This is a genomic window from Pseudoalteromonas sp. L21 (assembly GCF_021728035.1).
Classification (GTDB): domain Bacteria; phylum Pseudomonadota; class Gammaproteobacteria; order Enterobacterales; family Alteromonadaceae; genus Pseudoalteromonas; species Pseudoalteromonas arabiensis.
Map to the genome: position 1 here is coordinate 459,291 of NZ_JAKKCV010000001.1, position 25,455 is coordinate 484,745.

The following is a 25,455-nucleotide window of genomic DNA, read 5'->3' on the forward strand; positions in this document are numbered from 1 at the left end:
TATTCACCGATGTTGTCATAGTTAGCCGTTTACTAGTTTTTCAATAAAAAATTCTAAATGACCGGATGGTTGATTCGGTATTGGCCACTTAACTGCTTTTGTTGCTAATGTTTTAAATGCGACTGCTGCTGGCGAACTAGGAAACAACTCAACAATCACTTTTTGGCGTCGAGTCGATTTACGCATATTTTCGTCATACGGTATTGTTGCAACTAATTCCATAGATACATCCAAGAAACGATCGGTTACTTTTGATAGTTTAGCAAACAATTCTTGGCCTTCACGCATACTGCGGACCATATTGGCAACAATTTTAAATTTATATACACCATGTTCACGGCTCAGTACTTTAATAAGTGCATAGGCGTCGGTTATGGAGGTAGGTTCATCACATACAACCACAACGACATCTTGTGCTGCACGTGAAAAGCTTAATACCATGTCGGAAATACCCGCGGCGGTATCAACAATTAAGATATCAAACTCTGTATTTAACTCGCTAAAAGCGCGGATAAGGCCGGCATGCTCAGAAGGGCTTAGTTCCACCATGCTCTGCGAACCAGAGGTTGCAGGGACTATTTTAATCCCCGCAGGGCCTTCAACAAGGATTTCATCCAGCTCACATTCGCCAGATAAAACATGAGATAAGTTACGTTCAACACGAAGGCCAAGCATGACATCACAATTTGCCAATCCCAAATCGGCATCAAGTACTAATACTCGATTTCCTTGCTGACCGAGTGCAATAGCGGTATTTAGTGAAACATTGGTTTTACCCACACCACCTTTGCCACCAGTCACAGCGATAACTTTAACGCCACTATTATTATTTTGATTCATTTTGCGCAGGCCGCTTGCTTGATCTAATACTGTGTTAATCATACATCCCTACTGTGCTCGACGCTACTGCTTGACGTCGTGAATGTTGTGCTTTTGCTCGTTTTAAATACAATTGTTCAGCCTTTTTCACTAGTTTTTCGGCATTTGCAACACGAATATCCTCTGGAACTCGCTGACCATTAGTAAGATACCCTATCGGAAGACGATTTTGAATCGCTATGCTGATAATCTCACCTAAACTTAGCGATTCATCCAACTTAGTGAATATACAACCACTTAGTTGCACCTTTTTAAAGTGTCTTACGGTTTCTTGCAACACATTTATTTGTGCTGTAGCACTTAATACTAAGTAACTACGAATATCAACTCGCTGATTACGCATTAGTGTATTAAGCTGCTCAGTCAAGCGTAAATCACGTTGGCTCATTCCCGCTGTGTCTATTAATACTAGTCGCTTATTACGTAAATGGTATAGCACTTCAGCCAATTCATTTGCATCTTTTACTTGTTTAACACCACAGCCAATAATACGGCCATAGGTAGCAAGTTGTTCGTAGGCACCAATCCGGTATGTATCCGTCGTAATTAATGCAACTTTGTCGGCACCGTATTTTTGGGCTCCTAACGCAGCAAGCTTAGCAACGGTGGTTGTTTTACCAACCCCTGTAGGCCCAACAAGTGCAAACACGCCGCCTTGACGTAAGATTTCGTTATTGGTGGTGTGCATTTGGTTTTCAACCATTTGCAGGAGTGCTTGCCAAGCTTGTTGACGTGAAACATCGTCTGGAATAAAACACGCCATTTGCTCAGCAACATCACGCTCAATTCCCATCCCCGCTAAACGGTCAATCATACACGCACGAGTTGGATCACGACGTGCCATATCTTGCTGCATTAAGCCCGATACTTGATGTTCGAGTAATTGACGAATCGCATTCATTTCTTCACGCATTGTCGCCATTTCTGATTGGTTAGCAGGCGCAGAGTTTTTCTGTTCTACCGGTGAATCTAAATCATCAAAGCCTGCATCTAAGTCATCATCAAAACCTAGGCTATGGGCTTGCGTTTGCATGCGAGGTGCAGCTTGTTCTTGGTAGCGTGGCTTTTGAGCATACTCAGGTTGTTGCTGTTGAAAACTAGGCTCTTTAGGTTGATAGTGTTCGCTCGTATCGATACCAGATTGGCTAAACATAGATGCAAGCTCAGGCGAACGAGGGCGTGGGGCTTGGCGCTCAAGTAACGCTTGTAGGCTATCGGCAACTTGTGCTTGCGGCTCAGGTTTAGCACGCATTGGCTCAGGCTTAACAAAATTAGGCTGTGGCGCAGGTTTTGATTGCACTGCTACGGGCGCTGCTTCAGCTTTAGGGGCTGCCTTGTCATAATCTACAGCTGCAACAATTTCAACACCGTTAGCGAGCTTTTTATTTGACATAATAACCGCATCAACACCTAATTCATCTTTCACTTCTTTAAGTGCAGTGCGCATATCTTTAGCAAAAAAACGTTTAATTTTCATGGTTCAACCCCTTTACTATCCTATTGTTGGCCTACTGAGCTGACAATCTTAATCTGTCTTTCGTCTGGTACCTCTTGATAAGACATGACCCTTAAACCTGGAATCGTGTACTTAACAAAACGAGATAACACAGTACGTAACATTCCTGACGTTAACAGTATTGAAGGTTCACCGGCCATTTCTTGGTTTTGATGCGCTTCATTCAATGATTGCTGAAGTCGCTCTGCAAGGCTTGGTTCTATTCCGGCACCTTCGTCACCTGCATTTTGAAGTGACTGATGCAACATCTGTTCCAACTCAGGCGCCAAGGTTATGACAGGGATCTCAGAAGACATACCAACAGCGTCTTGAACGATAAGTCTACGCAGTGAAATTCGTACTGCAGCTGTTAGTACATCAGGGTCTTGGCTACGTGGGCCATATTCAACAAGGGTTTGAACAATCGAGCGCATATCGCGAATTGCCACCCCTTCATTAAGTAAATTTTGTAGTACTTTTACAACGGTTGTGAGTGGTAGAACGTCAGGCACCAAACCTTCAACAAGACGTGGGTGGCTCTTCGCTAGCATGTCTAATAAGTTTTGCACTTCTTCGTGACCAAGTAGCAAGGCTGCGCTGTTCGTTAGCAACTGACTGATGTGTGTAGCAACCACAGTCGCAGAATCAACAACCGTATAACCAAGAGATTGGGCTTCGTCTTTTTGATCTGGCTTGATCCATACTGCATCAAGGCCAAATGCAGGATCTTTTGTCTCAACACCTTTGATTGGGCCAAATACTTGACCTGGGTTAATTGCCAGCTCATCACCGTGCTTTAATTCACCTTCACCACTTGATACACCCATCATCGTGATGCGATAGGCATTTGGATCGAGCTCTAAGTTATCGCGAATATGCACAGGAGGTACTAAGAAACCAAGTTCTTGAGATAGCTTTTTACGCACGCCTTTAATGCGATTAAGTAGTTCTCCACCTTGTGATTGGTCCACAAGTGGAATTAAACGATAACCAACCTCTAGACCAATAACATCTACTTGCTGAACATCATCCCAGCCCAGCTCTTTTTGCTCTTGTTTATTAGCAACACCGGTGCCTGGTGCTCCGCCATTTGCTTCGATTTCTGCTTGCTCGGCTTCGGCTTTTGCTTTTTGTTTTTGCGTGAAATATGCAAGATAGCCAAGCAATGCACCTAAGCTTAAGAATGCGATATGCGGCATACCTGGCACTAAACCCATGGTGATTAGAATGCCCGATGCAATATATAAAGATTTTTCGTTACCTAACTGAGTTTTAAACTGCTCCCCCATGTTGTGCGACTCATTTTGACGCGTCACAACAATCGCCGTACCAATTGAAAGTAACAGTGATGGTAATTGCGCTACTAGGCCATCACCAATCGTTAGCAGAGTATAAACCTCCATCGCTCGACTAAAGCTTAAGTCGTGCTGGATCATACCAACAAATAAACCACCAACAATATTGATTACAAGTATCACGATACCGGCGATGGCATCGCCTTTAACGAACTTACTTGCACCGTCCATTGAACCGTAAAAATCAGCTTCACGGGTTACTTCATCACGGCGCTCACGCGCTTGTTCTGCACTGATAAAACCGGCATTTAAATCGGCGTCAATCGCCATTTGTTTACCTGGCATTGCATCTAGGGTGAAACGTGCTGACACTTCAGAAATACGGCCTGCCCCTTTGGTGATAACAACAAAGTTAATGATAATAAGGATAAGGAAGACCACTAAACCTACGGCATAGTTACCACCTATCACCACCGAGCCAAATGCTTCGATAACCTTACCTGCTGCGTCACCACCGTTGTGACCTTCAAGTAGCACAACACGGGTACTGGCAACATTGAGTGCAAGGCGCATAATCGTGGCGATTAACAATACGGCTGGAAACATACCAAACTCAAGTGGCTTCATGGTATAAACCGTGACCAGAAGTACCACAAGTGCGAGCGCGATATTAAACGAAAAAAGAATATCTAAAAGAAAAGGTGGCAGTGGTAAAATCACCATACCTAGCGCAGCTAACACTAGTAATGGTGTACCCACACCTTTAGCATACTCTTTTTTATCTTTATTAAGTTGTTGTAATACCGCTTTAAATTCCATAATTCAACAATTTCAAAAAATTGACACTACACGGAATTTGCAATAACTATTCCAAGTTATAAAGCGACTCGCTAATATTTATAATCATCAGGTATTGGCAGTTTTTTATTCAGAGGGATTGGGCGTTTACCACGGCCTTTTTTGAAGCGTTTTAGCTGAAATACATAGGCAAGTACTTGGGCAACCGCGGTGAACAGTTGATCGGGTATCTGCTGCCCAACTTCTGTCGTATGATAAAGCGCACGCGTCAGTACTGGCGACTCAACGATAGGGACATCATTACCCTTACCCACTTTACGAATCTGCATAGCAAGTTCATCAAGGCCTTTAGCAAGTACGATAGGCGCCCCTGCTTTTGCTGTGTCATATTTAATGGCAACAGAGTAGTGAGTCGGGTTGGTTACAATAACATCCGCATCAGGCACATCTTGCATCATCCGTCGTTGCGACATTTCTCGTTGCGTACGACGAATACGTGCTTTTATTTGTGGGTCACCTTCTGAGTTTTTATACTCATCTTTGACTTCTTGAAGCGTCATTTTTAGCTCTTTATGATGCTTATGACTTTGGTAAGGCGCATCGATAGCTGCAATAACAATTAAAGTACATGTCAGTCCTAAAAACATCCACGATAAAATCTCAAGGGAGTGGATAATATTACCAGGCGCACTTTCTATACTCAGATGCAGTATCTCATCGAAAAAGGTATTAATTAAAAACACTGCAAAACCAGCCACAACCGCAAATTTTAACAGCGACTTCACCAATTCAACCCCCGCTTGTGGGCCTAGCATACGTTTTATGCCTTTAGCTGGAGACATTTTGTTGGCTTTAGGCGCAGCGGCTTTCCAACTAAAATTAAAGCCCCCCAATAAGGTATTACCAATAAAAGCAGCAATAACGATGATAAAAACAAACATCGCCATAGGAAAGAGCAAGGCATCACCCACAACCCCCCAAACCGAGAACATTTTTGTGGTGTCATAGGTTTCATTACGATTTAAGCTAAGCAATCGCCCCATCACGTTATACAAGCCTTTACCAATTTCTGGCCCGTACAAAAGCAGCGAAATAGCAGAAAACATGAGAACAAACATTGTACCAAGCTCTTTCGAACGAGCTACTTGACCTTTTTTCTTCGCGTCTTCTATTTTTTTACTGGTGGGTTCTTCGGTTTTTTCTTGACCTGAATCTTCAGCCATAGTGCGCTCCTAAGGGGTACAACCAACAAGGCTACACATCAACTCAACCATTTTCAGCCACTGGAACTCGAACTGGGTCATAAAGTTACCCAGCGTCGCCCAAATGATCACAAGACCGGCCACTAAGGTGAACGGAAAACCAATTGAGAAAATATTAAGCTGTGGTGCTGCACGTGTCATCACCCCAAACGACATGTTAATGACTAGCATAGCAGTCAATGGCGCCAAGGCTAAAACGAGGGCTGTGGTGAACATCCAGCCACCCCAAGTGACGATATCCCAGTAATGGTCCACTGACCACCAGCTACCATCAATTGGTAAAACTTGAAAACTGTGGATGACCATTTGAATCATCATCAAATGCCCATTGAACACAAAAAACAATAACGTTGCTAATATGAGATAAAATTGACCCACAGCAGGTACGCTTAAACCATTTGAAGGGTCAACGACTGACGCAAAACCAAGACCGGTTTGCATTGCCAATATTTGCCCTGCCAGCACAAAGGTATTGAGCAGCAAAACAGATGCAAAGCCAATAGCAACACCAATCAACATTTGTTGAATAACGACCAATATCATTTCAAACGAAAACAAGTTAGTAAAACTCGCCGGAGGTAATACAGGCACGGCTACTAAGGTTATAACTACCGCCAAACCTAATTTTATACGTGCAGGAACGTTTTTTGCGCCCAAGCCCGCCATTATCATAATCATGGAGCTAATGCGCACCAGTGGTAGTAAAAAGTCACTTAACCACTGAATGACCACTGCAAATGGAAATTCCATTTACCCTGCAATCTCTGGAATTGATAACACTAAACCATTAAAGTAATCCATCAACTCTTGAGTAAACCAATGTCCACCAATTATTAATGCGCTAATTGTTATCAATAAACGCGGTAAAAAGCTTAACGTTTGCTCATTAATTGATGTAGCCGCTTGGAAAACAGCCACAACCAGTCCCACTAATAAACCAGGTACAACGATTGCCGAGACTAATTTAATCACTAAGAAAAGTGCGCCACTGAGAATATCAACAAAGATTTCTGGTTCCATCGTATCGCTCCTAGTTGCTATTGGTCACATTAAGCATCGCTAGACCCCTAGACCAAAGCTCTTTGCAAGGGTCCCCATCACAAGACTCCAACCATCGACTAAAACAAACAGCATAATTTTAAAGGGTAAAGATACAATCATTGGCGACAACATCATCATACCCATTGCCATGAGTACTGATGCAACCACCAAATCGACGATGAGAAACGGTATAAAGAACATAAAACCGATAATAAATGCGGTTTGTAGTTCACTTGTTACAAACGCAGGAATAAGCACGATTAGCGGGGTGTCTTCTGGAGAGTCAAGCTTATCGTGACCTGCTATCTTTGCAAAAGTCTCAAGATCTTTAATACGTACTTGAGAAAGCATAAACGCTTTCATAGGCTCTTTTGCAAGCTCTAATGCCTGTACTGACGTCACTTGCTCATTCAAATATGGCTCGATTGCCCGCTCATTTACCTGCTGATAAATCGGTGCCATGATGAAAATGCTCAAAAATAGCGACATACCAAGTAATATTTGATTAGAGGGCGTTTGTTGTAAACCAATTGCTTGACGCAAAATAGCGAGCACAACAATAATACGAGTAAATGAGGTCATCATAATAACTGCGGCAGGAATGAAGCTCAGCGCAGTCATAATTGCAAGGACTTGTAAGGTTACAGAGTAATCTTGCGAGCCATCTGGATTCGTTGTAATGGTGAGTGCTTCGATACCCTCAGCATGAACAGAAGGTAAAAACAGTACACTTGCTAAAATAAGTAGCCACTTGATCATAGCGTTAGTTCTTTTTATTTAGAGATGATTGAGTGTTAAGTAAACTGCCAAATCGTTTTGCTAGTTCAGGCAATTCCTTTTCTTTGAGCGGTGTTTCAAGCTTATGTAGGTAATTTATACTATGAGGCGTCACACCAATTAAGTGCTGGCTGTTATCTATCTCTACCACCATTAGACGCTCTCGCGAACCAAGCGGTAAACTACGAATCACCTTAAACTCATCACTGTTGGTTAGATTAGGGTTAAGTTTTTTGACAAAAAAGGCAAGTACAACAATAACCACAAGTACTAAAAATAGCGACATCACCATAGACAGAATATCTGCCGTCGGTGATGCTGTAGGCATTGCAGTGCTGGTTACACTTGTTAGTGCTGCTAAAGTAATCATCGTAGTTTTTTAATTCGCTCAACTTGGCTAATTACATCTGTAAGACGAATACCAAATTTATCATTAACAACGACCACCTCACCGTGCGCTATCAAGGTGCCATTCACTAACACATCAAGAGGTTCACCGGCAACACGGTCTAACTCAACAACTGAACCTTGGTTGAGTTGTAGTAAGTTACGGATATTTATTTTAGAGCGCCCTACTTCCATAGAAATAGTAACCGGAATATCTAAAATAGTATCAAGCTTGCGTTTTTCTTCGCCAGACAGTTCATGCTTTTCATCTTTAAGCTCATCAAGTTCCGCGACAGCAGCTTCACCTGTGCCATTTTCGGCTTCCTCAGCTTCGGCTAATGCCGCAGCCCATTCGTCCATTGTATCTTGATCATCACTCATTATATTTAACCTTATAAATCGACTACCAGTCTAAATCAACACCTTCAGATAGGTGCAAATCATCTTCTAGTTCTGCTAATTCTGCATCTGAATCAAGTTTTTTACCACCTTTTGTAAACACATGTAGTTCCGACTTAACTGATTCAGGACGTTTAATTTTTTCGCTGATTTGAAGTGCCACATTATCCCTTGAGCGACCCATTTTCGCCCTAAAGGTTGGCAACTCTTCAATAAACACTGTGATATGTTCCGGCATTTCAACCGGTATAATATCGCCTGCTTTAAGCTCCATTATTTGTTCAAGTGATAAATCGACTTCAAGTAGTTGGGTCGATAAATCAACTTCAACATCCATAATTTCATCACGTAATGCTTTACTCCAACGTAAATCTGTATCTTCAGTATCAGATTGTACACCGGCATCAAGTAGCTCACGAATCGGCTCAAGCATTGAGTAAGGCAGTGCAATATGAAAATCACCGCCACCACCGTCTAGCTCAATATGAAATGAGCTAATTACCACAACCTCTGTTGGGCTCACGATGTTTGCCATTGCGGGATTAACTTCAGAGTCAAGGTATTCAAATGACACATCCATAACAGGTGCCCATGCTTCTTTATAATCTTCGAAGATTATTTTAAGTAGCATTTGTACGATACGACGTTCAGTAGGGGTAAATTCACGGCCCTCTATTTTGGCATGATAACGCCCATCTCCACCAAAAAAGTTATCTACCAAAATAAACACTAAGCGTGCTTCCATGGTAATTAACCCCGTTCCCTTGAGGGGACGAAAACGCACCATATTCAAACTTGTCGGTACAAACAAAGTATGGATGTATTCGCCAAACTTGATCATTTGCACGCCGTTGATAGACACTTCGGCGGTACGGCGCATCATGTTAAATAAGCTGATCCGCATATGCCTTGCAAAGCGCTCGTTGACGATTTCCAAGGTCGGCATACGACCACGGACAATACGATCTTGTGATGAAAAGTCATACTGAAGCGTACTACTGTCCGAATCACCACTTTCGCCAATATCTTCCTCTTCGACTTCATCGACACCATGTAATAGCGCATCAATTTCGTCTTGGGATAGTAAATCGCTCACGCTGACCCCTTATTGCATCACAAAGCCGGTAAATAATACCCGCTCAATCACTTTACTGCCCTCAACATCGTTTAATGCAGATTGAACTTTTTCAAGTGCAGCTACTCGCACCGTTTCTTTCCCTTCGCTAGTACCCAACTCGTCGGCGGTTGTGGTAGAAAGTACACTTAATAAAGTGCTCTCAATCAAAGGAATGTGCTTTTTAGCTGTTTCTTCATTGACTTCGCCGCGCACTAAAAGCTGTACTTTTATTTGCACTATACGATCTCGACTAGCACCAGGTACATTGAACACAAATGGACGTGGCATCGCGACATAGAGCGCAGAGCCCACTTCTGCAGAGCTTGAAGGTGCTGCAGCATTATTTGCTACGGTTGTTTCATCGGCAAGTGACTCAGCGGGCGCATCATCACCCGAAAATAGAAAATAACCTGCGCCAGCTGCCACCACAATAGCAACGACGGCTATAATGATGATCAACTTTTTTTTACTTTTACCGGTATCTTCTATTTCTAAATTTACATCTTCAGCCATTATCACTTCCTTCACGATTACAGCATATTATTTAAGCAGTACATACTGTAACTAATTTATTTCTTATAATAGCAGGACTTAAGCATAGTAATCTATTGATGATGAAGATTGTTGTCGAGAAGTTTCGACATTTGTTGCAGTAGTGTTAGTCTGACTTTCTTCTTCATGTTGATTACCCGCTAGATTCCCTTGCCCTTGTTGTGGGTCTTGCTGCGCTCCAGATTCACCTTGTTGAATACTACTTTCACCAAGCTCAATACCTTGCTGCGCCAACATTTCGCGCAGGCGTGGCATTGATTGCTCAAGCGCTTCTTTCGCTTGCTGGTTTTGAACCACAAAGTTAATTTGTGCTTGCTCTGCATCACTGCGAATACGAATGTGCATACTGCCCATTTCCGGTGGGTCGAGGCGAATTTCTGCTTCTTTATTATTGATATTTAATAGTGCACTGACTCGCTCTTGCAACATTTTAGCAGCGTCACTTTTTACAATATTTATCGCTTGCATGACGCCTGGGTCAACACTCACCGTTTTACTGTTCGTCTGTTGTACCGATTGTGTTTGTATATTTTGTAGCTCAAGTGCTTGTTCGTGCTGCTGCGCTGCAAGTTCATAGGCACTGGTTTGTGCTGTCGTTGTCTGTGTTGCTAATTGATTGAATAATTGCACAACACGTGCAGATGCAGGCTCTTTAGCTGCTTCCTTCACAGCTAAGATCTCAGCTTCACTTAGTGGTTCAGCCTCTGCAGTCATATCAAAAGATGGCTTAGCTGATGCCAGTTCTGAACGCGAAGTGCTGTCTTTATTTGACTGCACCGCCGCATAGCTTGTGGTGGCGGCGCTCTTATCTGAATGATTTACAGCCTCAGTTAAACGTGCTTGCACTGCGGATAACTTGTTATATTGCTCAGAATCTTCAGGCAATGTGTGTAACTGCTCATTCACTTTATTCAATAAAACTTGTTGCTCACTTTTAGTCAGTGCGCTTATTTGTTTTTCTATTGATTGAGGTAATTTACTAGTCGTATCTTTACTTTCATTTGCAAGTACTTGCTCATTGTTTTGTAAAGCATTGTCACGCTTAACTGGGTTATTACTAGAGTGAGTGTTCAATACTTCACTAAGCAGTGATTTAATCGCTTTGATATCACTGTTTTTGAGTTCGCCGCTCGCTTTTAATTCAGCTACTTGCTGCTCCAACTTGGCTTGTTGTTCTGGTGATAAAGCAAGCTCTTTAGCTAATTGACTGACGGCTTGACCATCTCCTTTTTGTAGCTGAGCGAGTAAACGGACTGTTTGTTCATCACTAATGTTCGCAGCTTTCGTTAATTCTGCTGCCACTTTTGGCTCACTTTGCATAGCAACTTTTAACTCATCAGTGTTAAGTTGCTTATCTATTACCGTATCACTTTGAGCTGCAACTTTACCCACCACCGGTTCAACTTTATCTTTTGGCGGTAAATTAGCGGCGTTCAATTCGTTATTAACAGCTGTCGCGACTTTTGATTTTTCGATTAAGCTGGCAACAGAAGTCGTGTCTTTTACTGGCGTTCCATCAGGTTTAGCAATTTGTGTATTAGCAGCACTCGCTGGCTGCTCAGCTTCTGCGTTATTGATGACGTTAACGTGGGTACTCATCGCTTGCGATGCATTAATTTGCGATAATAATGTGTTGTTTTCGCTTTTTGGCTCATCTTCGGCTGTTTCTGACGGCTTTGAATCATCCACTTGTTTGACAGGTTCACTTTGACGATCCTTACTGGTGGTTTCATTTGCCGCATCATGAGCTTGTGTAAGCGTTGATAAAAAGCTTACATCTGATGATTGCTCTGAAGAATCTGTTTCTTTACTTGAAAAACCAGTACCTTGCTCTGTTTTTACTTGCAAATTAATTTCACTGATCGCCATAATTCACCTGAGTATAAAGGGGCAATTTGCCGCCGTAAGTGCCAAAATAAATGTTACTAGCAAGTACAAATGCAAATTATATGCCTAAAAAATTACAGTGTCGGATTTTTCAACTGGCGTTGATAGAATTGATTTGAAGCGAACTCGTCCAGCATTTTTTGCTCACTTTTAGCGACTGCCGCGGCCTGCTTAATTGCCTGTTTTTCGATAAGCTTAGCAACCGCTTTTGCTTTAACTTGCTGTTTTAACCACAGAGTTTTACGCTGCGCAACAACTTGCTTTGCAGTATTCACGGTGCTTGCCTGTTGACGAATCGCTTCTTCTATTTTGGCAATAAACGAGTGGTACTGGCTAAAACCTGCGCTTGATAACCCTGAGCGCCCTTTAGTATGCAACTGCTGTGAGTATTCAAGACGAAAGTTATTTAAGCCTTGTAGCTTTTGTTGGTTACTTTGCAAGTGCTGCTGTGCTTTTAAGTAATCCATACGCAGTGATTCTTCTTTATCGTTCTCAAGCTTTAGTAATAAATCAAGTTTATTTTTAGCCATTATGCTTGTCCTAACAGTTGTGCTAGGCCTTGTAAGCCATCGTCATAGCTGATCACATCTTTCATGCCTTGTTGTAAAAACTGATTCACTGCTGGCATCATATTAATTGCTTGATCAAGCATAGGATCTGTTCCTTTTTGATAAGCTCCCAGCGTAATCATGTCTTTATTCTGCTGGTACATAGAATAGACTTGTTTAAGCACTCTTGCTTGTTGCATATGCGGCTCTGAGACAACTTGAGGCATAACCCGTGAAATAGACTTTTCAATATCGATGGCAGGATAATGACCACTATCAGCTAAGTCTCGCGATAACACGATGTGACCATCCAAAATAGCACGGGCAGAATCGGCAATAGGGTCTTGCATGTCATCCCCCTCGCTCAGCACAGTAAAAAATGCAGTAATAGAACCTTGCCCTTCACCACCGTTACCAGCACGCTCAACTAATGCGGGTAATTTTGCAAATACGGAAGGCGGATAACCTTTTGTTGCCGGAGGCTCACCTACAGCGAGCGCGATTTCACGCTGCGCCATCGCGTAACGAGTCACTGAATCAAGCAGCAGTAACACATTGAGACCTTGATCACGAAAATATTCGGCAATTGTGACGGCACTTTCACAGCCTTTTAAACGCATAAGCGGTGATGCATCAGCAGGTGCAGCAACAACAACAGAACGTTTACGCCCTTCAACACCAAGAATTTCTTCAATAAATTCTTTTACCTCACGGCCACGTTCTCCCACTAAACCAACTACGATGACATCGGCTTCTGAGCCTCTGGTCATCATACCCAGTAACACTGACTTACCCACACCTGAGCCTGCAAATAAGCCCATACGCTGACCTTGTCCAACAGTGATAACGGAATTGATCGCCCGCACCCCAACATCCATTGGCTGGCTAATTGGACGTCTGGCAAGAGGGTTAATCGCGTTTTGTGCAAACTTCAGGTAATGCTCAGCCTTAATTGCACCTAAGCCGTCAAGTGGACGACCAAGACCATCAATAACACGACCGAGTAGACTCATACCCACAGGCAAGCCTGTTTCGTTAACTTGGGGAATAACCCGTGCGCCAGGTAACACGCCGGAAATATGATCATTTGGCATTAAATATAAGGTTTGATCATTAAAACCAACAACCTCAGCGTCAACATAACCATTGATTGTTTCAATTTTGCACTGGCTACCAACCGGTGCGCGAAGACCTTTCGCTTCGAGAGTTAAACCGACAACGCGCGTCAAAATGCCTGCGACAGCAGGCTTACTGACTTTTATGTGCTTTTCATAACGCTTTAAACGTTCGCCAAGGGGTGTTTGACTACTCATACTGAGCCTAAAAAGTGGTTAGATACCACTGTTATGCAAAAAGTTTTCCAATGTTTCTTTGACGCGGGTTTTTACGGTCATATCTATCGATGACTGAGGTGTTTTAACTTCACATCCGCCGCGTTCAAGGGTCGGTTCTGCCACTAACTGCCAGTGATTGTCTGCAACAGTTTGTTCACCATAACCTTCTGTGACGAGTTTAATATCATCAGGGTGTAAGTGAATACGTACTTTTGTTTGTTCGTCACCTAGCGCATCTATCGCCTGTTTTAAGGCATGTAAAACAATATCTGGCGAGGTTTTAATTTCTTGATAAATCAGTGACTCACTTAACATCACAGCCAGTTGCACGAGCTGTTTTTCAGCGCTTTCATCCACTTGTGATAAAGGATTTGATAGGCTATCAAGTAAGCCACGTAATATCGTGAGTTGCTCTTCAATTATAGGCTTAACTTCTTCTTGGCCTTGGGTTTTACCTAACTCTACACCTTCTTTGTAGCCGGCTTCTTTTCCTTCACCTACACCTTTTTCGAAGCCATCAATATAGCCTTGCTCATGGCCTTGCTTTAAACCTTCCTCAAACGCATCTTGACGAATTTTTTCAAGCTCAGCCATTGTTAATGCGGGTATTTCTGGCTCTTCAGGCTCTTCCTTTGCGGGTGCTTTTTCTTGCTCTTTACGATATAAATCAGCTAAAGGCGTGCCAAATGCAGTAGAGCGTCCCGCATACTTGCGAGTATCTTGTTCAACATCAGGAATTGGCCAATTTTCTAAAAGTTCATCAACCGCTTCACTGGCGTGAACAGGTTTACCTCGGTGAAGTGATGGTTTATCCATAATTTACAGGAACTCCTCTCCACCACCGCCACCAAGCATAATTTCACCTGAATCTGCTAAGCGACGTGCTGTTGACAGAATTTCTTTTTGTGCCGTTTCTACTTCACTAATACGCACAGGCCCCATTGCTTCTAAGTCATCAGCAAGCAGTTCTGCGGCACGTTTTGACATATTGCTTAGGATCTTTTCTTTCAGTGCTTCGTCGGTACCTTTGATTGCTTTCATCAGTACATCTTGTTGCACTTCACGAAGAATCGCTTGAATGCCTCTATCTTCTACATCCATTAAGTTTTCGAAGACAAACATTAAGTCTTGGATTTGTTGCGACATTTCTTCGTCATGCTCACGGATTGAATCCATCAACTGACCTTCAACATTCGTATCTAGGTAGTTCATGATATCTGCCGCGGCTTTCAAGCCACCCATTTTAGCTGCTTGTGCACCTGCTTGACCAGCAAACTGTTTCTCCATGATTTCGTTTAATTCTTGGAGTGCAGCAGGTTGAACTTCTTCAAGGTTAGCAATACGCATGGTTAAATCGAGGCGCACTTTTTCTGGGAACTGCGACAAGATCTCCGCAGACTGCTCTGGCTCTAAATAAGATAACACAATGGTCTGGATCTGCGGGTGCTCATTACGAATAATATTAGCAACCTGTTTAGAGTCCATCCATTTTAACGAATCGAGGCCTTTCGCACCTGAGCCCATTACAATCTGATCGATTAAGCTTGCTGCTTTATCTTCACCTAGGGCTGCGGTTAGTGCTTTCTTAATAAAGTCTTCAGATTGGAAACCAATAGTACTAAAGCTTTGAATTTGTTCAATAAACAAGTTATGTACAGCGCTAATTTTTGCTTGCGATAAATCATCCAGCGCAGCCATTGCCATCCCGACTTTTTGAACCTGTTTTGGCTCTAAGTGTTTTAGGATTTGTGCTGCATCCTCTTCTGATAAACTCAGCAAAAGTATCGCGGCTTTATCTACGCCGTCTAATTTGTCGACATCAAACGCCGCAGGTAGTTGTTTTTCTTGATCAGTCATCTTCTGTTAACCACGCTTTCACTACTTGTGAAGACAATTCAGGCTCATTTGCTACCAGTGCTCGCACTGCTTTAAGTAAATCTTCATCGCCATGTAAATCTGGTAGCTGTAGTGTACCATCACTTGAGAATCCTACAGCAGCCGAGTCAAAGTCTTTATTTAGCATATCTAGCGTACTATCACCAATATCTATACCTGAGCTTAGCGCATCTTCATCATATTCTTCCAGTGTATCATCTGGGTAAATTAAGCGTTTCAGCATCGGTTTAACAACAGCAATTATTAGTACAATGATTACCAAGGCGCCCAGCGCTAAACGTAGCATTTTCATGAACCACTCTTGTTCCCACAGTGGTATTTCGATTGCTTCTCCTGTGTCTTGGCGAACAAAAGGCACGGTTACAACTTCTAGCGCATCACCACGCTGCATATCAAAGCCAACACCACCTTGTAATAAGCGACGGATATTTGACAATGCCTCAACCGAGCGCGGTACCATTGTTGTTTCACCGTTTTCACCGACTTGAGGCACGTAGTCAACGGCAACAGATACACTAATACGACGGATAACCCCTGTTTGCTGACGTTTATGTGAAATCGTTGTATCTAACTCATAATTACGGGTTGCTTCTTTGTGAGAGCGACTTGGGTTAGTTGCTGTGCCAGCAGCACCTTGACCCGCTACCTCAGGGATATCAGAGTTAACAGGCGGCTGGTTTGTTAAGGCACCAGGAATACCAACCGCTAAACCACCAATGTTATTTTCTTCAAACGTTGTTTCACTGCGCACGGCAGGTAAATCTGGGTTAAAGCGCTTTTGAGTTTCTTCAACGGCACTAAAGTCCATATTCAAATCTACTTGCGCTGTGTAGTTGCCTAACCCCACGACAGGGATAAGGATACTATCGATTTTATTAAGATATTCTTCTTCACGTTTGCGCTCAATTTCATACTCTTTACGTGAGCGAGCTGCCAGTGAATTTTGTGAGCCTGAGTTAAGTAAACGGCCATTTTGATCGGTAACTGTAACGCGCTCAGGTGACAGCCCTTGTACAGCTGACGCAATAATATCAACCACTGAGTCAACTTCTTCACCATCAAGTGTGCGGCCACGCTTAAGCGTTAGCACCACCGTAGCAGAAGGCTGTTTTTCACGACGAGCAAATACGTTTTCTTTTGGAATAGCTAAAAGTACTTTGGCGCGAGTTACATTTTTTAGCTCTTCAATGGTGCGCGCAAGCTGCTGCTCACGGCCATGTTTTAAACGTTCTCGTTCAAGGCGTTGGCTTACACCAAATCCCATATCTTGCATGATGATATCAGTACCTGAGCTTGGCGCTTGCTCAAGGCCTTCACGAGCCATCAATAGCTTAATATTTTGGTATTCGCCTTCTTCAACCGAAATGACATTACCATCTAATTCATAATCAATCTTTTGAGCATCTAAAAAGTCGAGAGTTTGAATAAGCTCTTCCGTTGGCATTTTACCAAGCGGTCGCATATCAGGCTGACGAGCCCAAATAATGATAAAAATAGCGATTGCCAAACAGATAGCCAATGCAATAACTAACGTAACCTGACGAAGTACATCCACACCGTTCAGGGCACTTAAGTATCCAGACTTTTGCTCTTGTTGTTCCTCAGTATCAGGTGAATCGACTCCACCACCTGCTAAGGCTAGATCAGTTGATTGATTAGATTGCGCCACAATAATTCTCCACTACCTAGTTAAACAGGCATGTTCATAATGTCTTTATATGCTTCAACAAGTTTGTTTCTTACTTGTACCGTCGCCTCAAAAGCCACTGAAGACTTTTGCGAAGCTATCATCACTTCTGCCAAAGAAACACTGCGATCTCCCATCTCTAATGCGGTGACTTTTTGCTTAGCGTCTTGTTGTAGGCCATTAACGTTATCAAGCGCATTACTAAGTAAATCACCAAACTGTGCTGATGAAGTCGGCTGAGCTTGTGTTGGTAAGTTATTAACTGACTGGCTACGGCCCGCTTCTAGAGCCATAGATTGCATTTCTTGAAATAATGCGCTGTTTTGAATTTTCATAATACTCTCTGACGATGCAGTTCACTTAATAAGTAAAATGCACAAAGCGTGCCACAAATAAAAACCAATAAAAACAATTGGTTATTATTTAATTTGTTGTTGTCAGAGTTTTGACAGCAAACAAGCTCACGATAATGTGAGCTTGTTTGTGTAAGAAAAAATATGGATTAGGCTGGTAATGCGATCCCAAGGTCACGCATTTGCGCCAACTTATACCTAAGTGTACGAGGACTAATTCCTAAAGTCTCAGCAACCTCTTTGCGTTTGCCTTGGCATTTGGCTAGCGTCTCTAAGATAATACGATGCTCTTTATCTTTGAGTTCGTCTTTATAATTACCTTGCTCGTTCACTTGAGGAATACTCGCAAGCTGAGGCTCTACAGGCTGCTCTTGGTAAATCGGGGCATTATGTGATGGAGCCGATTGGGTTGGCTCTGAACTTGGTGATAACAACTCTTCGATGAAAATATCATTCTCATGAATACTGTTGCCATCACATAAAATGAGTGCCCGTTGAATGACATTATCAAGCTCACGTACGTTACCAGGCCACGCATGCGCTAGTAACTTCTGCTTTGCGCCTTCTGTAATCAGTGCAATTGGCTCTTTGCTTTTCAAGCAGTGTCGTTCAATCAAATGCTCAGCCAGAATAATAATGTCACCTGGACGCTCAGCAAGTGGCCGCCACATCAGTGGGAATACATTTAAACGATAGTATAAGTCTTCTCTGAATAAATTGTTACTAACAGCGTCTTTTAGATCACGGTTGCTGGTTGCCAAAACACGAACATCAAGTTCAATCGTTTTACGGCTACCCAGTCGCTCCACTTCACGCTCTTGTAATACACGCAGTAATTTTGCTTGCAGCCCTAAGTCCATCTCAGTGATTTCATCAAGTAAAATAGTGCCGCCTTGCGCCTGTTCAAATTTACCTGGACAAGCTTGAATAGCACCTGTAAAAGCACCTTTTTCGTAACCAAATAATGTTGCCTCGAGCATGTTTTCGGGGATGGCTGCGCAGTTAATTGCAACAAAAGGCGCATCAGCACGGCTAGACTTATCATGAATGTAACGCGCTAAGACTTCTTTACCTGACCCACTTGGGCCAAGCACCATAACACTGGCGTCAGAGCGAGCCACTTTACTGGCCAGCTCAAGTAGCTTTATGCTTGATGGATCTGCGACAATCGGGCCTTCGGTCTCTTTTTCTTTCTCTGGTAAATAACGACTGACCATATTAAGGAGCACTTCTGGCGCAAACGGCTTGGCCATATAGTCAATAGCACCAAGGCGCATTGCTTCAACCGCATCATCAATGGTGGCATACGCTGTCATCATCAAAACGGGCAACTCTGGGTAATTCAATTTAATGCTGCGCAATAGGTCGAGACCACTCATAGTGCCCATTTGCACATCACTGACTACCAATGCATAGGTATTTTGTTTTAACAAGACCATTGCCTGCTCGGCACTATCGGCAGCAATACAATCAATACCTGACATTTCTAGTGTATCAATCAGCGCTTCTCGTAGGCCTGCGTCATCTTCAACGACTAAAATAGGATGAGTACTCATTTTGCCTCCGCTAACATAGGTTCTGCACTAATAGGCAAGATCAAACTAAAACAGGCACCACCATGTGCGTTGTTATATACTTCAACCCGCCCTTGATGGGCATTGGCGACTGAGCTGACTACAGCCAGTCCAAGCCCTGTACCTTGGCTTTTAGTGGTAAAAAACGGTTCAAATAATTTATCTGCTAAACGAGTATCAATACCTGGGCCATTGTCGCTGACACTTATGCGCACGCAATTTTCATCTTTGTCATCTCGCTCAGCACTCAGCTCAACACGTGCCTGACTGCCAATTATTTGAATACTATTATGAATAAGGTTTTGAACGGCACTTGCCAGTGCGGTTTTATTTCCGACAATTTCGATATCTGGCTCAGGTAAACTAACGACAAGCTCGCTGTGATTTTGAGCAACCATTGCATCGGCACCCGCTTTAACTTCGCTTAAAAGCTGTTGCATCGAGACACTTTCAACAACTTGCTGCTCACCGCTTTTAGCAAATAAAAGCATGTCATTCACTTGGGTTTCTAAATCTTTTAAACGCGACATTAACTTAGTATGGAAATTACCACGCGATGCTTCAGGTAATCGCTTCGAGCCTAAGTTTGCAGCATATAGCATAGCTGCTGAAAGCGGCGTCCTGACTTGATGAGCAAGAGAAGCAACCATTTTGCCAAGGGCACTTAAACGTTGCATATGCGCTACACGCTTTTGCAATCTGCGCGTTTCGGTCAAATCTGTCATTAGGATGAGTTGCCCAGGCTCAGGGGCTAGGGCTGTAATATCGAGCTTAATTAAACGACCATCTTTTAGTGACACCTCATGACCATCATCTTGCTTAGGGCGAAACGAGCGCTGAATAACGCTAAACCACTTTTCACCTTCTAATGGCTCACCCAGCATGTCTATCGCGATTTGATTTGCTTTTGCAATCATGCCGCGCCCATCTAGCACCACCACACCTGCAGGCATAGTATCAACCAAATGACTAAGCCAACTCGCTTGCTGGCGAAGCTCACTTAATTCCCCCACATACTCTTCTTGCTGTAAACATGGGTTATATTGATTAGCTGTGATAAATTGTGGTTTTAGTACATTTGCCAAGGCCATAATTAACTACTCAAAAATCCTGTCTGACAGTGTAAATGCACAAACCATACCAACTTTATTATTGTTTAAATTCAATAAATTAAAGGTTAATTTAACAACGACAAAAAAATGACAACTGCGAGGGAACGATGCAAAAAGAACACCTTTGTCGCTGCCCATGGCTCGACACCAGTAAAGAAGATTATGTGGCCTACCATGATGAAGAATGGGGTGTACCCGTCTACGATGACCATCGCCTTTTTGAGTTCATCACTCTTGAGTCTGCACAAGCAGGACTCAGTTGGTACACTATTTTGAAAAAGCGTGAAGGTTATCGCAGAGCATTTAAAAACTTTGTCGTCGATGACATCGCCAAAATGAATGAAAGCGATATAGAACGTTTAATGCAAGATGACAGCATTATCCGTAATCGTTTGAAAATTGCTGCAACAATCAACAATGCTAACTGCTTTTTAGAGATTCAACGAGAGTTTGGTAGTTTCTCAAACTATCAATGGCAGTTTGTAGGTGGTAAACCACTAGTGAATAACCTTGAAAAGCGAGAGGATTACCCTGCAATTACAGAAGCCTCGACCACTTTTGCTAAAGATCTAAAAAAGCGCGGCTTTAAATTTTTAGGGCCAACAACCGTGTATGCGCATATGCAAGCATGCGGTATGGTTAATGATCACAGTAATGATTGTTTTAGAAAAGCTGAAATAATTGCACAGTATTGATTGCACGATTAGTGTTAATTTGAAGCGAATAAAAACAAGTAGGTCATCTATCATAGCGTGTTGCTAAAATGACCTACACATTTTTTGGGGTAATACTGAAAAGCTAAAGCAGGTTAATCTCGTGACAGATTATACTTTTTCATTTTTTCGACTAGGGTTGTACGGCGTACACCTAAAATTTCAGCGGCACGTGCCACGACATAGTCATAACGCTCAAGGGCTTGGCTAATCAGGCTTATTTCTAAATCTGCTAAATACTCTTTTAGCTCAATACCTTCTTCAGGTAATAAACCTGAATCAGCTGACGCGGCTGAAAGTTCAGGCTCTTCGTCCTCGTAATCGCTAAAACCACTGCTGAAAATATCGTTAAAGGCATCTCGCTCCATCAACTCTTCAGGGTATTCAGGTTCATAGGCATCGACTTCAATATAGCGGTATTTGCTTGGTAAGTCTGGTACATCAACGACCTTATCAGGGAACATGATCACCATACGCTCAACGAGGTTCGCCAGCTCTCGAATATTGCCAGGCCACGCATGCTCTTTTAAACTTTGAATCGCGCGCTCAGTGAACTTGGCTGTGGTGCCACTTTGCTCGTTTACACGGCGCATTAACTCTTTTAATAACAGTGGAATATCGTCTGCGCGTTCACTTAGTGATGGGTTTTCAATCGGAAATACATTTAAGCGATAAAAAAGATCTTCACGAAAATCCCCTTTTTCGATCATATCCTCAAGATTTCTGTGGGTTGCAGCAATGATGCGCACATCAGCCTGAATAGGCTTAGTCCCCCCTACCCGCTCATAGCTTCTCTCTTGTAAAACACGTAGTAACTTCACCTGCATTTGCAATGGCATGTCACCAATTTCATCTAAAAAGAGCGTACCACCTTGGGCCAATTCGAAGCGACCTTTACGTGCAGAAATCGCACCTGTAAAAGCGCCTTTTTCATGACCAAATAACTCACTTTCAAGTAACTCCCCTGGGATTGCTCCGCAGTTTACTGGAACAAATGGTCCTGTGTTACGCTTAGACAATAAGTGAACATTACGGGCAACAACTTCTTTACCAGTGCCAGATTCACCTAAAATGAGCACATTGGCATCTGTTTTTGCGACTTGTTCAATTAAAAAGCGAACGTCTTTGACTGCATCAGTTTCACCCACTAAACCATCAAATGATTTATGCGATTTAGACTGTTTATGCTCGCCTGGCAACATACGTTGATATTGCTGACAATCATGCAAAAGCTGAGTAGTTACATCATGGTTAAAGGGTTCACAAATTAACCCCACCACGTTAGCAATACTCAATAACGGCTTGAGTGTTTCACCTATCAATAAGAATGGGATAGCAGGAAACTGCTTTATAACGGTTTCATGGCTTAGTTGCTGTAAAGCCCCAAGAATCACCATACATTCTTGCTGTTGATGCTTCTCACAAAATGTTTGTAGTGTTGACTCATCAACCAATTGAACAGCTTCACCTATAAAGGTAAGTGCTGCATGTAAACCTATCGCACGATTATTATTATTGTCTAAAATTAAGATCATTATTGGCGAACCACAGTTACCACTCGGTTAGTTAATTTTTAAATTGTAAGCGAGTTTGAACGGGATGCAAGCGCAAAGCGGCAATTTATTGACATCAACGCCAAAAAATAGTCACTTAGTAGAAAAAGCAATACTAAACTACTAACTTAACTCAATAGAGAAGTTTTTGCTTTAGTGCAGCTACGCACATTTGTATAATTCATCTAGACTAAGATAAAGAAAAAGTTAATTCTGCCGATACTATCTATGGCACTAATATTGCTTAGATTTGTTTTATTAATTGGTGTTTTAATTATAGGATTTTCTCATGGCACACATCTCAGTAAAAAAGTACAGTCAGGTTAGCGTTAGCAACATCAACGAAATGACACCGTACGAGCAGATAAACCTTATCTTCAATAATATCATTGGCAGATTAGCGGCAACAAAGGGCTTTATTGAACGTAAAGAACTGGAAAAAAAGGGTGAGAATATCTCTAGTAGCATTTTATTGTTTGGCGCTTTACAAGACGCTTTAAACTTTGAGAAAGGCGGAGAAATTTCTAATAACCTTTTATCACTTTACGACTTTTGCCAACGCCGTCTAACAGAAGCAAATATCAATAATGATATTGATGCAATTGATGACGTTATTCGAATCGTAAAAGAAATAAAAGAAGGCTGGGATGCCATTCCAGCAGATGAGCGCACACCTAAAGCTGATCAATAAAATGCCTGATAATCTGACTCTGGACGAGCAACTCACTGCCCTTTCAGAGCATATAGATAAAACTGAGATTGAGCTTGCCAGCCAATCGTTAGTGGCTATCGATAAAAAGCTAAGGGCTTGGTGTGAAAGTAGCACACCTCCAACCGAACAAGAGCTCTCAGCAATACAAACCCGTATTTCTTCCGCCATGGCCAGACTAAAAAGCGCAAGAGACAAAACACAAGCAGAGCTTCTCAGCCAACGAAAATCAAACAAGGCTATCTCTAAATATAAAGCAACTAAGCGCTAATCAAGCGTTTAGTTGTTTTTATTACCTCAATTGCGCGACTACATCACGGGTTAATATCACTTTTGCTATTCAATTACGCGACATAAAGGTGCAACTACGATACTGATTAATATCACTCTTGCTGTATCAATTGCGCGACATAAAGTCGCAACTACACCCTAGGTTAATACCACTTTTGTTATTCATTTTCGAAGCATCATAAGGGTGCAACGTGGGTAAACTGATTATGTTTGTGAGGGTTTTCAAGCAAAGCGTAATACTTGATAAAAAATAGTTTGTACGCCAAAAACTAAAAAGCGCCAAAGAAGTTGGCGCTTAAATAAGGAAAGGTGCTAAGTTTACTAATTACTCTTTTTGACAACCCCAGGCATATTATCAAGCTGTGCTTGAACATAACTGCTGGTTGAGTTTAGCTGTGCAACAAGTAAATCCATGCTGTTATATTGTGCATATAAACGAGACTCTAAAGATTCCATTTTTCTTGCAAAATCAATGCGCTCATCATCTAAACCATCTAACTGAGTTTGTTTACTGTCAATTCTGTTTTGAACAATACCATCAGAGTCAGTATAAAAGCTCATAAGTTCATCAAAAGACTGCGCAAAGCCGCCCTCGTCTTCATCGTCACCTAAAAAGAATTCTTGAACTAAATCCACATCTGCTTTTACTTGCTCATCTAAACGTTCTGCATCTAAGGTCAGTTTACCGTAACGGTCTGCTTCAACCCCAAGCTTAGATAATGACAAGCTACTGCCATCACTCAAGCCAACTTCATTGGTTAGCTGTTGACGAAGTTTTGACATCACACCACGAAGCATAGAATCACCAGCCATAACACCAGCTCCGTCTTCGCCTGAGCGGCCAAGATTTTTGCTTAGCTCAAGTAACTCATTGTAGCTTTCAATAAAACTGTTTAAGCCAGCCTTGATGTTGCTATTATTCTCTGTAACTTTTAATGAGCTGTCATCATCTGTGCCATGTGCTTTTTTAGCTGTAATATCTACGCCATCGATAACATTCTTAAACTCATTTGTGTTACTCGTCACGGTGAGTGTGCCATCAATGGTAATTTGTGCATTCTGTGCGGCATCAACTTCGGTTAAGTTAGTGACGTGATTAGCAGGGTCGGCATCTGATACATCATATGCTAAGCGAGAAAGACCACCTGTATCAGAGTTGTTACCATCACCATCTTGCACTGTAATGCTGATGGCATTTTCTTCACCGGTTTCTTTACTTGTTAATACTAAATGCTGTCCAGCGTCCGTTGTTACTATTGTTGCTGTCACAGAGTCATTACTATCAGTGCCCGTGAATGGACCATTATTTATTTGGTCTCGTAAATCCTCTAATGTATTTGTTGGTGACAATACAGTAGAAAAACTATTCTCGCCTGAGCTAATGGTAATAACGCCACTACCAATCGGCTCATCCGCAGCAAAAGCTGGTGATGACAGCTTATGTGCTTGTGCGAGCGCATCAACCTTTACATTATAACCACCAGGCTGAGCATCTTTATCTGATTCAACGGAAAGAAAGTCATCACCACCAGAAATACTTCTTCTTTGGTAGTTTTCAACATCGCCCAATGCTTCCATTGAGGTTTGTAGTTTTTCAAGTGCTGATTTGAGTGCACCAGCTGCTGAAATATCCGTTGTTAACGTTGCTTCTCTTTTATTTAAACGTGAAGTAAAAGGGGTGCGCTCAGCATTAACTAACGCATCAACAATATCTGATACTGCTAAACCTGAACCTAAACCATTAAATGAAATAGCCATAACACATCCTCTTAATTACCTATTTAAATCAAAGTAGC

General features: G+C 42.3%; 25 protein-coding genes. 3 read left to right on the forward strand and 22 right to left on the reverse strand.

Annotated features, from left to right (window positions below):
* Positions 1 to 21: 21 nt before the first annotated feature.
* The 20 genes from L3V41_RS02145 to L3V41_RS02240 all read right to left on the reverse strand — a co-directional run bounded on the left by L3V41_RS02145 (position 22) and on the right by L3V41_RS02240 (position 20,372).
* The gene (locus L3V41_RS02145; RefSeq protein WP_062569740.1) at positions 22 to 882 is read right to left on the reverse strand and encodes a MinD/ParA family protein; all 861 of its coding nucleotides are present in this window, start codon (positions 880 to 882) and stop codon (positions 22 to 24) included.
* A complete protein-coding gene (gene flhF, locus L3V41_RS02150) occupies positions 875 to 2,356 on the reverse strand; it encodes a flagellar biosynthesis protein FlhF (protein ID WP_062569739.1) in 1,482 nt (493 codons plus the stop codon). Before flhF ends, L3V41_RS02145 begins: the two co-directional genes overlap by 8 nt.
* A 20-nt stretch (positions 2,357 to 2,376) precedes the next feature.
* A complete protein-coding gene (gene flhA / locus L3V41_RS02155) occupies positions 2,377 to 4,488 on the reverse strand; it encodes a flagellar biosynthesis protein FlhA (RefSeq protein ID WP_062569738.1) in 2,112 nt (703 codons plus the stop codon).
* A gap of 71 nt (positions 4,489 to 4,559) precedes the next feature.
* Positions 4,560 to 5,690, reverse strand: coding sequence for a flagellar biosynthesis protein FlhB (gene flhB / locus L3V41_RS02160; RefSeq protein ID WP_062569737.1), 1,131 nt, complete (start codon positions 5,688 to 5,690; stop codon positions 4,560 to 4,562).
* A gap of 9 nt (positions 5,691 to 5,699) precedes the next feature.
* Positions 5,700 to 6,479: a flagellar biosynthetic protein FliR gene (gene fliR / locus L3V41_RS02165; RefSeq protein WP_130150477.1), complete on the reverse strand. Its 780-nt coding sequence runs from the start codon at positions 6,477 to 6,479 to the stop codon at positions 5,700 to 5,702.
* Positions 6,480 to 6,749 (reverse strand): flagellar biosynthesis protein FliQ, encoded by a 270-nt coding sequence (gene fliQ / locus L3V41_RS02170; RefSeq protein WP_062569735.1) that lies wholly within the window; start codon positions 6,747 to 6,749, stop codon positions 6,480 to 6,482. It abuts the gene before it with no gap.
* Between the two features lie 39 nt (positions 6,750 to 6,788).
* Positions 6,789 to 7,529 (reverse strand): flagellar type III secretion system pore protein FliP, encoded by a 741-nt coding sequence (fliP, locus tag L3V41_RS02175; RefSeq protein WP_062569734.1) that lies wholly within the window; start codon positions 7,527 to 7,529, stop codon positions 6,789 to 6,791.
* 4 nt (positions 7,530 to 7,533) lie between these two features.
* Complete coding sequence (fliO, locus tag L3V41_RS02180) at positions 7,534 to 7,917, reverse strand: flagellar biosynthetic protein FliO (protein WP_062569733.1); 384 nt, start codon at positions 7,915 to 7,917, stop codon at positions 7,534 to 7,536.
* Positions 7,914 to 8,315 carry a flagellar motor switch protein FliN gene (fliN, locus tag L3V41_RS02185; RefSeq protein ID WP_062569732.1) on the reverse strand — a complete coding sequence of 134 codons (402 nt, stop codon included), beginning with the start codon at positions 8,313 to 8,315 and terminating at the stop codon, positions 7,914 to 7,916. Before fliN ends, fliO begins: the two co-directional genes overlap by 4 nt.
* A gap of 22 nt (positions 8,316 to 8,337) precedes the next feature.
* Positions 8,338 to 9,429 (reverse strand): flagellar motor switch protein FliM, encoded by a 1,092-nt coding sequence (fliM, locus tag L3V41_RS02190; protein WP_062569731.1) that lies wholly within the window; start codon positions 9,427 to 9,429, stop codon positions 8,338 to 8,340.
* Between the two features lie 9 nt (positions 9,430 to 9,438).
* Positions 9,439 to 9,963 (reverse strand): flagellar basal body-associated protein FliL, encoded by a 525-nt coding sequence (fliL, locus tag L3V41_RS02195; RefSeq protein WP_062569730.1) that lies wholly within the window; start codon positions 9,961 to 9,963, stop codon positions 9,439 to 9,441.
* A gap of 78 nt (positions 9,964 to 10,041) precedes the next feature.
* Positions 10,042 to 11,871 carry a flagellar hook-length control protein FliK gene (locus L3V41_RS02200; RefSeq protein WP_237127102.1) on the reverse strand — a complete coding sequence of 610 codons (1,830 nt, stop codon included), beginning with the start codon at positions 11,869 to 11,871 and terminating at the stop codon, positions 10,042 to 10,044.
* A 92-nt stretch (positions 11,872 to 11,963) separates the two neighbouring features.
* The gene (gene fliJ, locus L3V41_RS02205) at positions 11,964 to 12,419 is read right to left on the reverse strand and encodes a flagellar export protein FliJ (RefSeq protein WP_062569728.1); all 456 of its coding nucleotides are present in this window, start codon (positions 12,417 to 12,419) and stop codon (positions 11,964 to 11,966) included.
* Complete coding sequence (gene fliI / locus L3V41_RS02210; RefSeq protein WP_062569727.1) at positions 12,419 to 13,750, reverse strand: flagellar protein export ATPase FliI; 1,332 nt, start codon at positions 13,748 to 13,750, stop codon at positions 12,419 to 12,421. The genes fliJ and fliI overlap by 1 nt, the downstream gene beginning before the upstream one ends.
* Before the next feature lie 18 nt (positions 13,751 to 13,768).
* Complete coding sequence (gene fliH, locus L3V41_RS02215; RefSeq protein WP_062569726.1) at positions 13,769 to 14,587, reverse strand: flagellar assembly protein FliH; 819 nt, start codon at positions 14,585 to 14,587, stop codon at positions 13,769 to 13,771.
* Positions 14,588 to 14,590: 3 nt separating this feature from the next.
* Entirely contained in the window at positions 14,591 to 15,628 is a 1,038-nt protein-coding gene (fliG, locus tag L3V41_RS02220; RefSeq protein WP_062569725.1) for a flagellar motor switch protein FliG, read from the reverse strand.
* Positions 15,621 to 17,336, reverse strand: coding sequence for a flagellar basal-body MS-ring/collar protein FliF (gene fliF, locus L3V41_RS02225; RefSeq protein ID WP_062569724.1), 1,716 nt, complete (start codon positions 17,334 to 17,336; stop codon positions 15,621 to 15,623). The genes fliG and fliF overlap by 8 nt, the downstream gene beginning before the upstream one ends.
* A gap of 20 nt (positions 17,337 to 17,356) precedes the next feature.
* Positions 17,357 to 17,689 (reverse strand): flagellar hook-basal body complex protein FliE, encoded by a 333-nt coding sequence (gene fliE, locus L3V41_RS02230; protein ID WP_062569723.1) that lies wholly within the window; start codon positions 17,687 to 17,689, stop codon positions 17,357 to 17,359.
* A gap of 167 nt (positions 17,690 to 17,856) precedes the next feature.
* On the reverse strand, positions 17,857 to 19,263 hold the full coding sequence (locus tag L3V41_RS02235) for a sigma-54 dependent transcriptional regulator (protein ID WP_062569722.1): 1,407 nt from the start codon (positions 19,261 to 19,263) through the stop codon (positions 17,857 to 17,859).
* On the reverse strand, positions 19,260 to 20,372 hold the full coding sequence (locus tag L3V41_RS02240; protein ID WP_062569721.1) for an ATP-binding protein: 1,113 nt from the start codon (positions 20,370 to 20,372) through the stop codon (positions 19,260 to 19,262). Before L3V41_RS02240 ends, L3V41_RS02235 begins: the two co-directional genes overlap by 4 nt.
* A gap of 128 nt (positions 20,373 to 20,500) precedes the next feature.
* Here L3V41_RS02240 and L3V41_RS02245 point away from each other — a divergent pair, with 128 nt between their 5' ends.
* Positions 20,501 to 21,088: a DNA-3-methyladenine glycosylase I gene (locus tag L3V41_RS02245; protein ID WP_237127103.1), complete on the forward strand. Its 588-nt coding sequence runs from the start codon at positions 20,501 to 20,503 to the stop codon at positions 21,086 to 21,088.
* A 113-nt stretch (positions 21,089 to 21,201) separates the two neighbouring features.
* Here the strand turns inward: L3V41_RS02245 and L3V41_RS02250 are convergent, their stop codons facing one another.
* On the reverse strand, positions 21,202 to 22,641 hold the full coding sequence (locus L3V41_RS02250; protein WP_062569719.1) for a sigma-54 dependent transcriptional regulator: 1,440 nt from the start codon (positions 22,639 to 22,641) through the stop codon (positions 21,202 to 21,204).
* Positions 22,642 to 22,948: 307 nt separating this feature from the next.
* Here L3V41_RS02250 and fliS point away from each other — a divergent pair, with 307 nt between their 5' ends.
* Positions 22,949 to 23,350, forward strand: coding sequence for a flagellar export chaperone FliS (gene fliS / locus L3V41_RS02255; RefSeq protein ID WP_062569718.1), 402 nt, complete (start codon positions 22,949 to 22,951; stop codon positions 23,348 to 23,350).
* A 1-nt stretch (position 23,351) separates the two neighbouring features.
* The gene (locus tag L3V41_RS02260) at positions 23,352 to 23,639 is read left to right on the forward strand and encodes a hypothetical protein (RefSeq protein WP_193987624.1); all 288 of its coding nucleotides are present in this window, start codon (positions 23,352 to 23,354) and stop codon (positions 23,637 to 23,639) included.
* 341 nt (positions 23,640 to 23,980) lie between these two features.
* Here the strand turns inward: L3V41_RS02260 and fliD are convergent, their stop codons facing one another.
* Positions 23,981 to 25,417 carry a flagellar filament capping protein FliD gene (gene fliD, locus L3V41_RS02265; RefSeq protein WP_237127104.1) on the reverse strand — a complete coding sequence of 479 codons (1,437 nt, stop codon included), beginning with the start codon at positions 25,415 to 25,417 and terminating at the stop codon, positions 23,981 to 23,983.
* Positions 25,418 to 25,455: the final 38 nt, after the last annotated feature.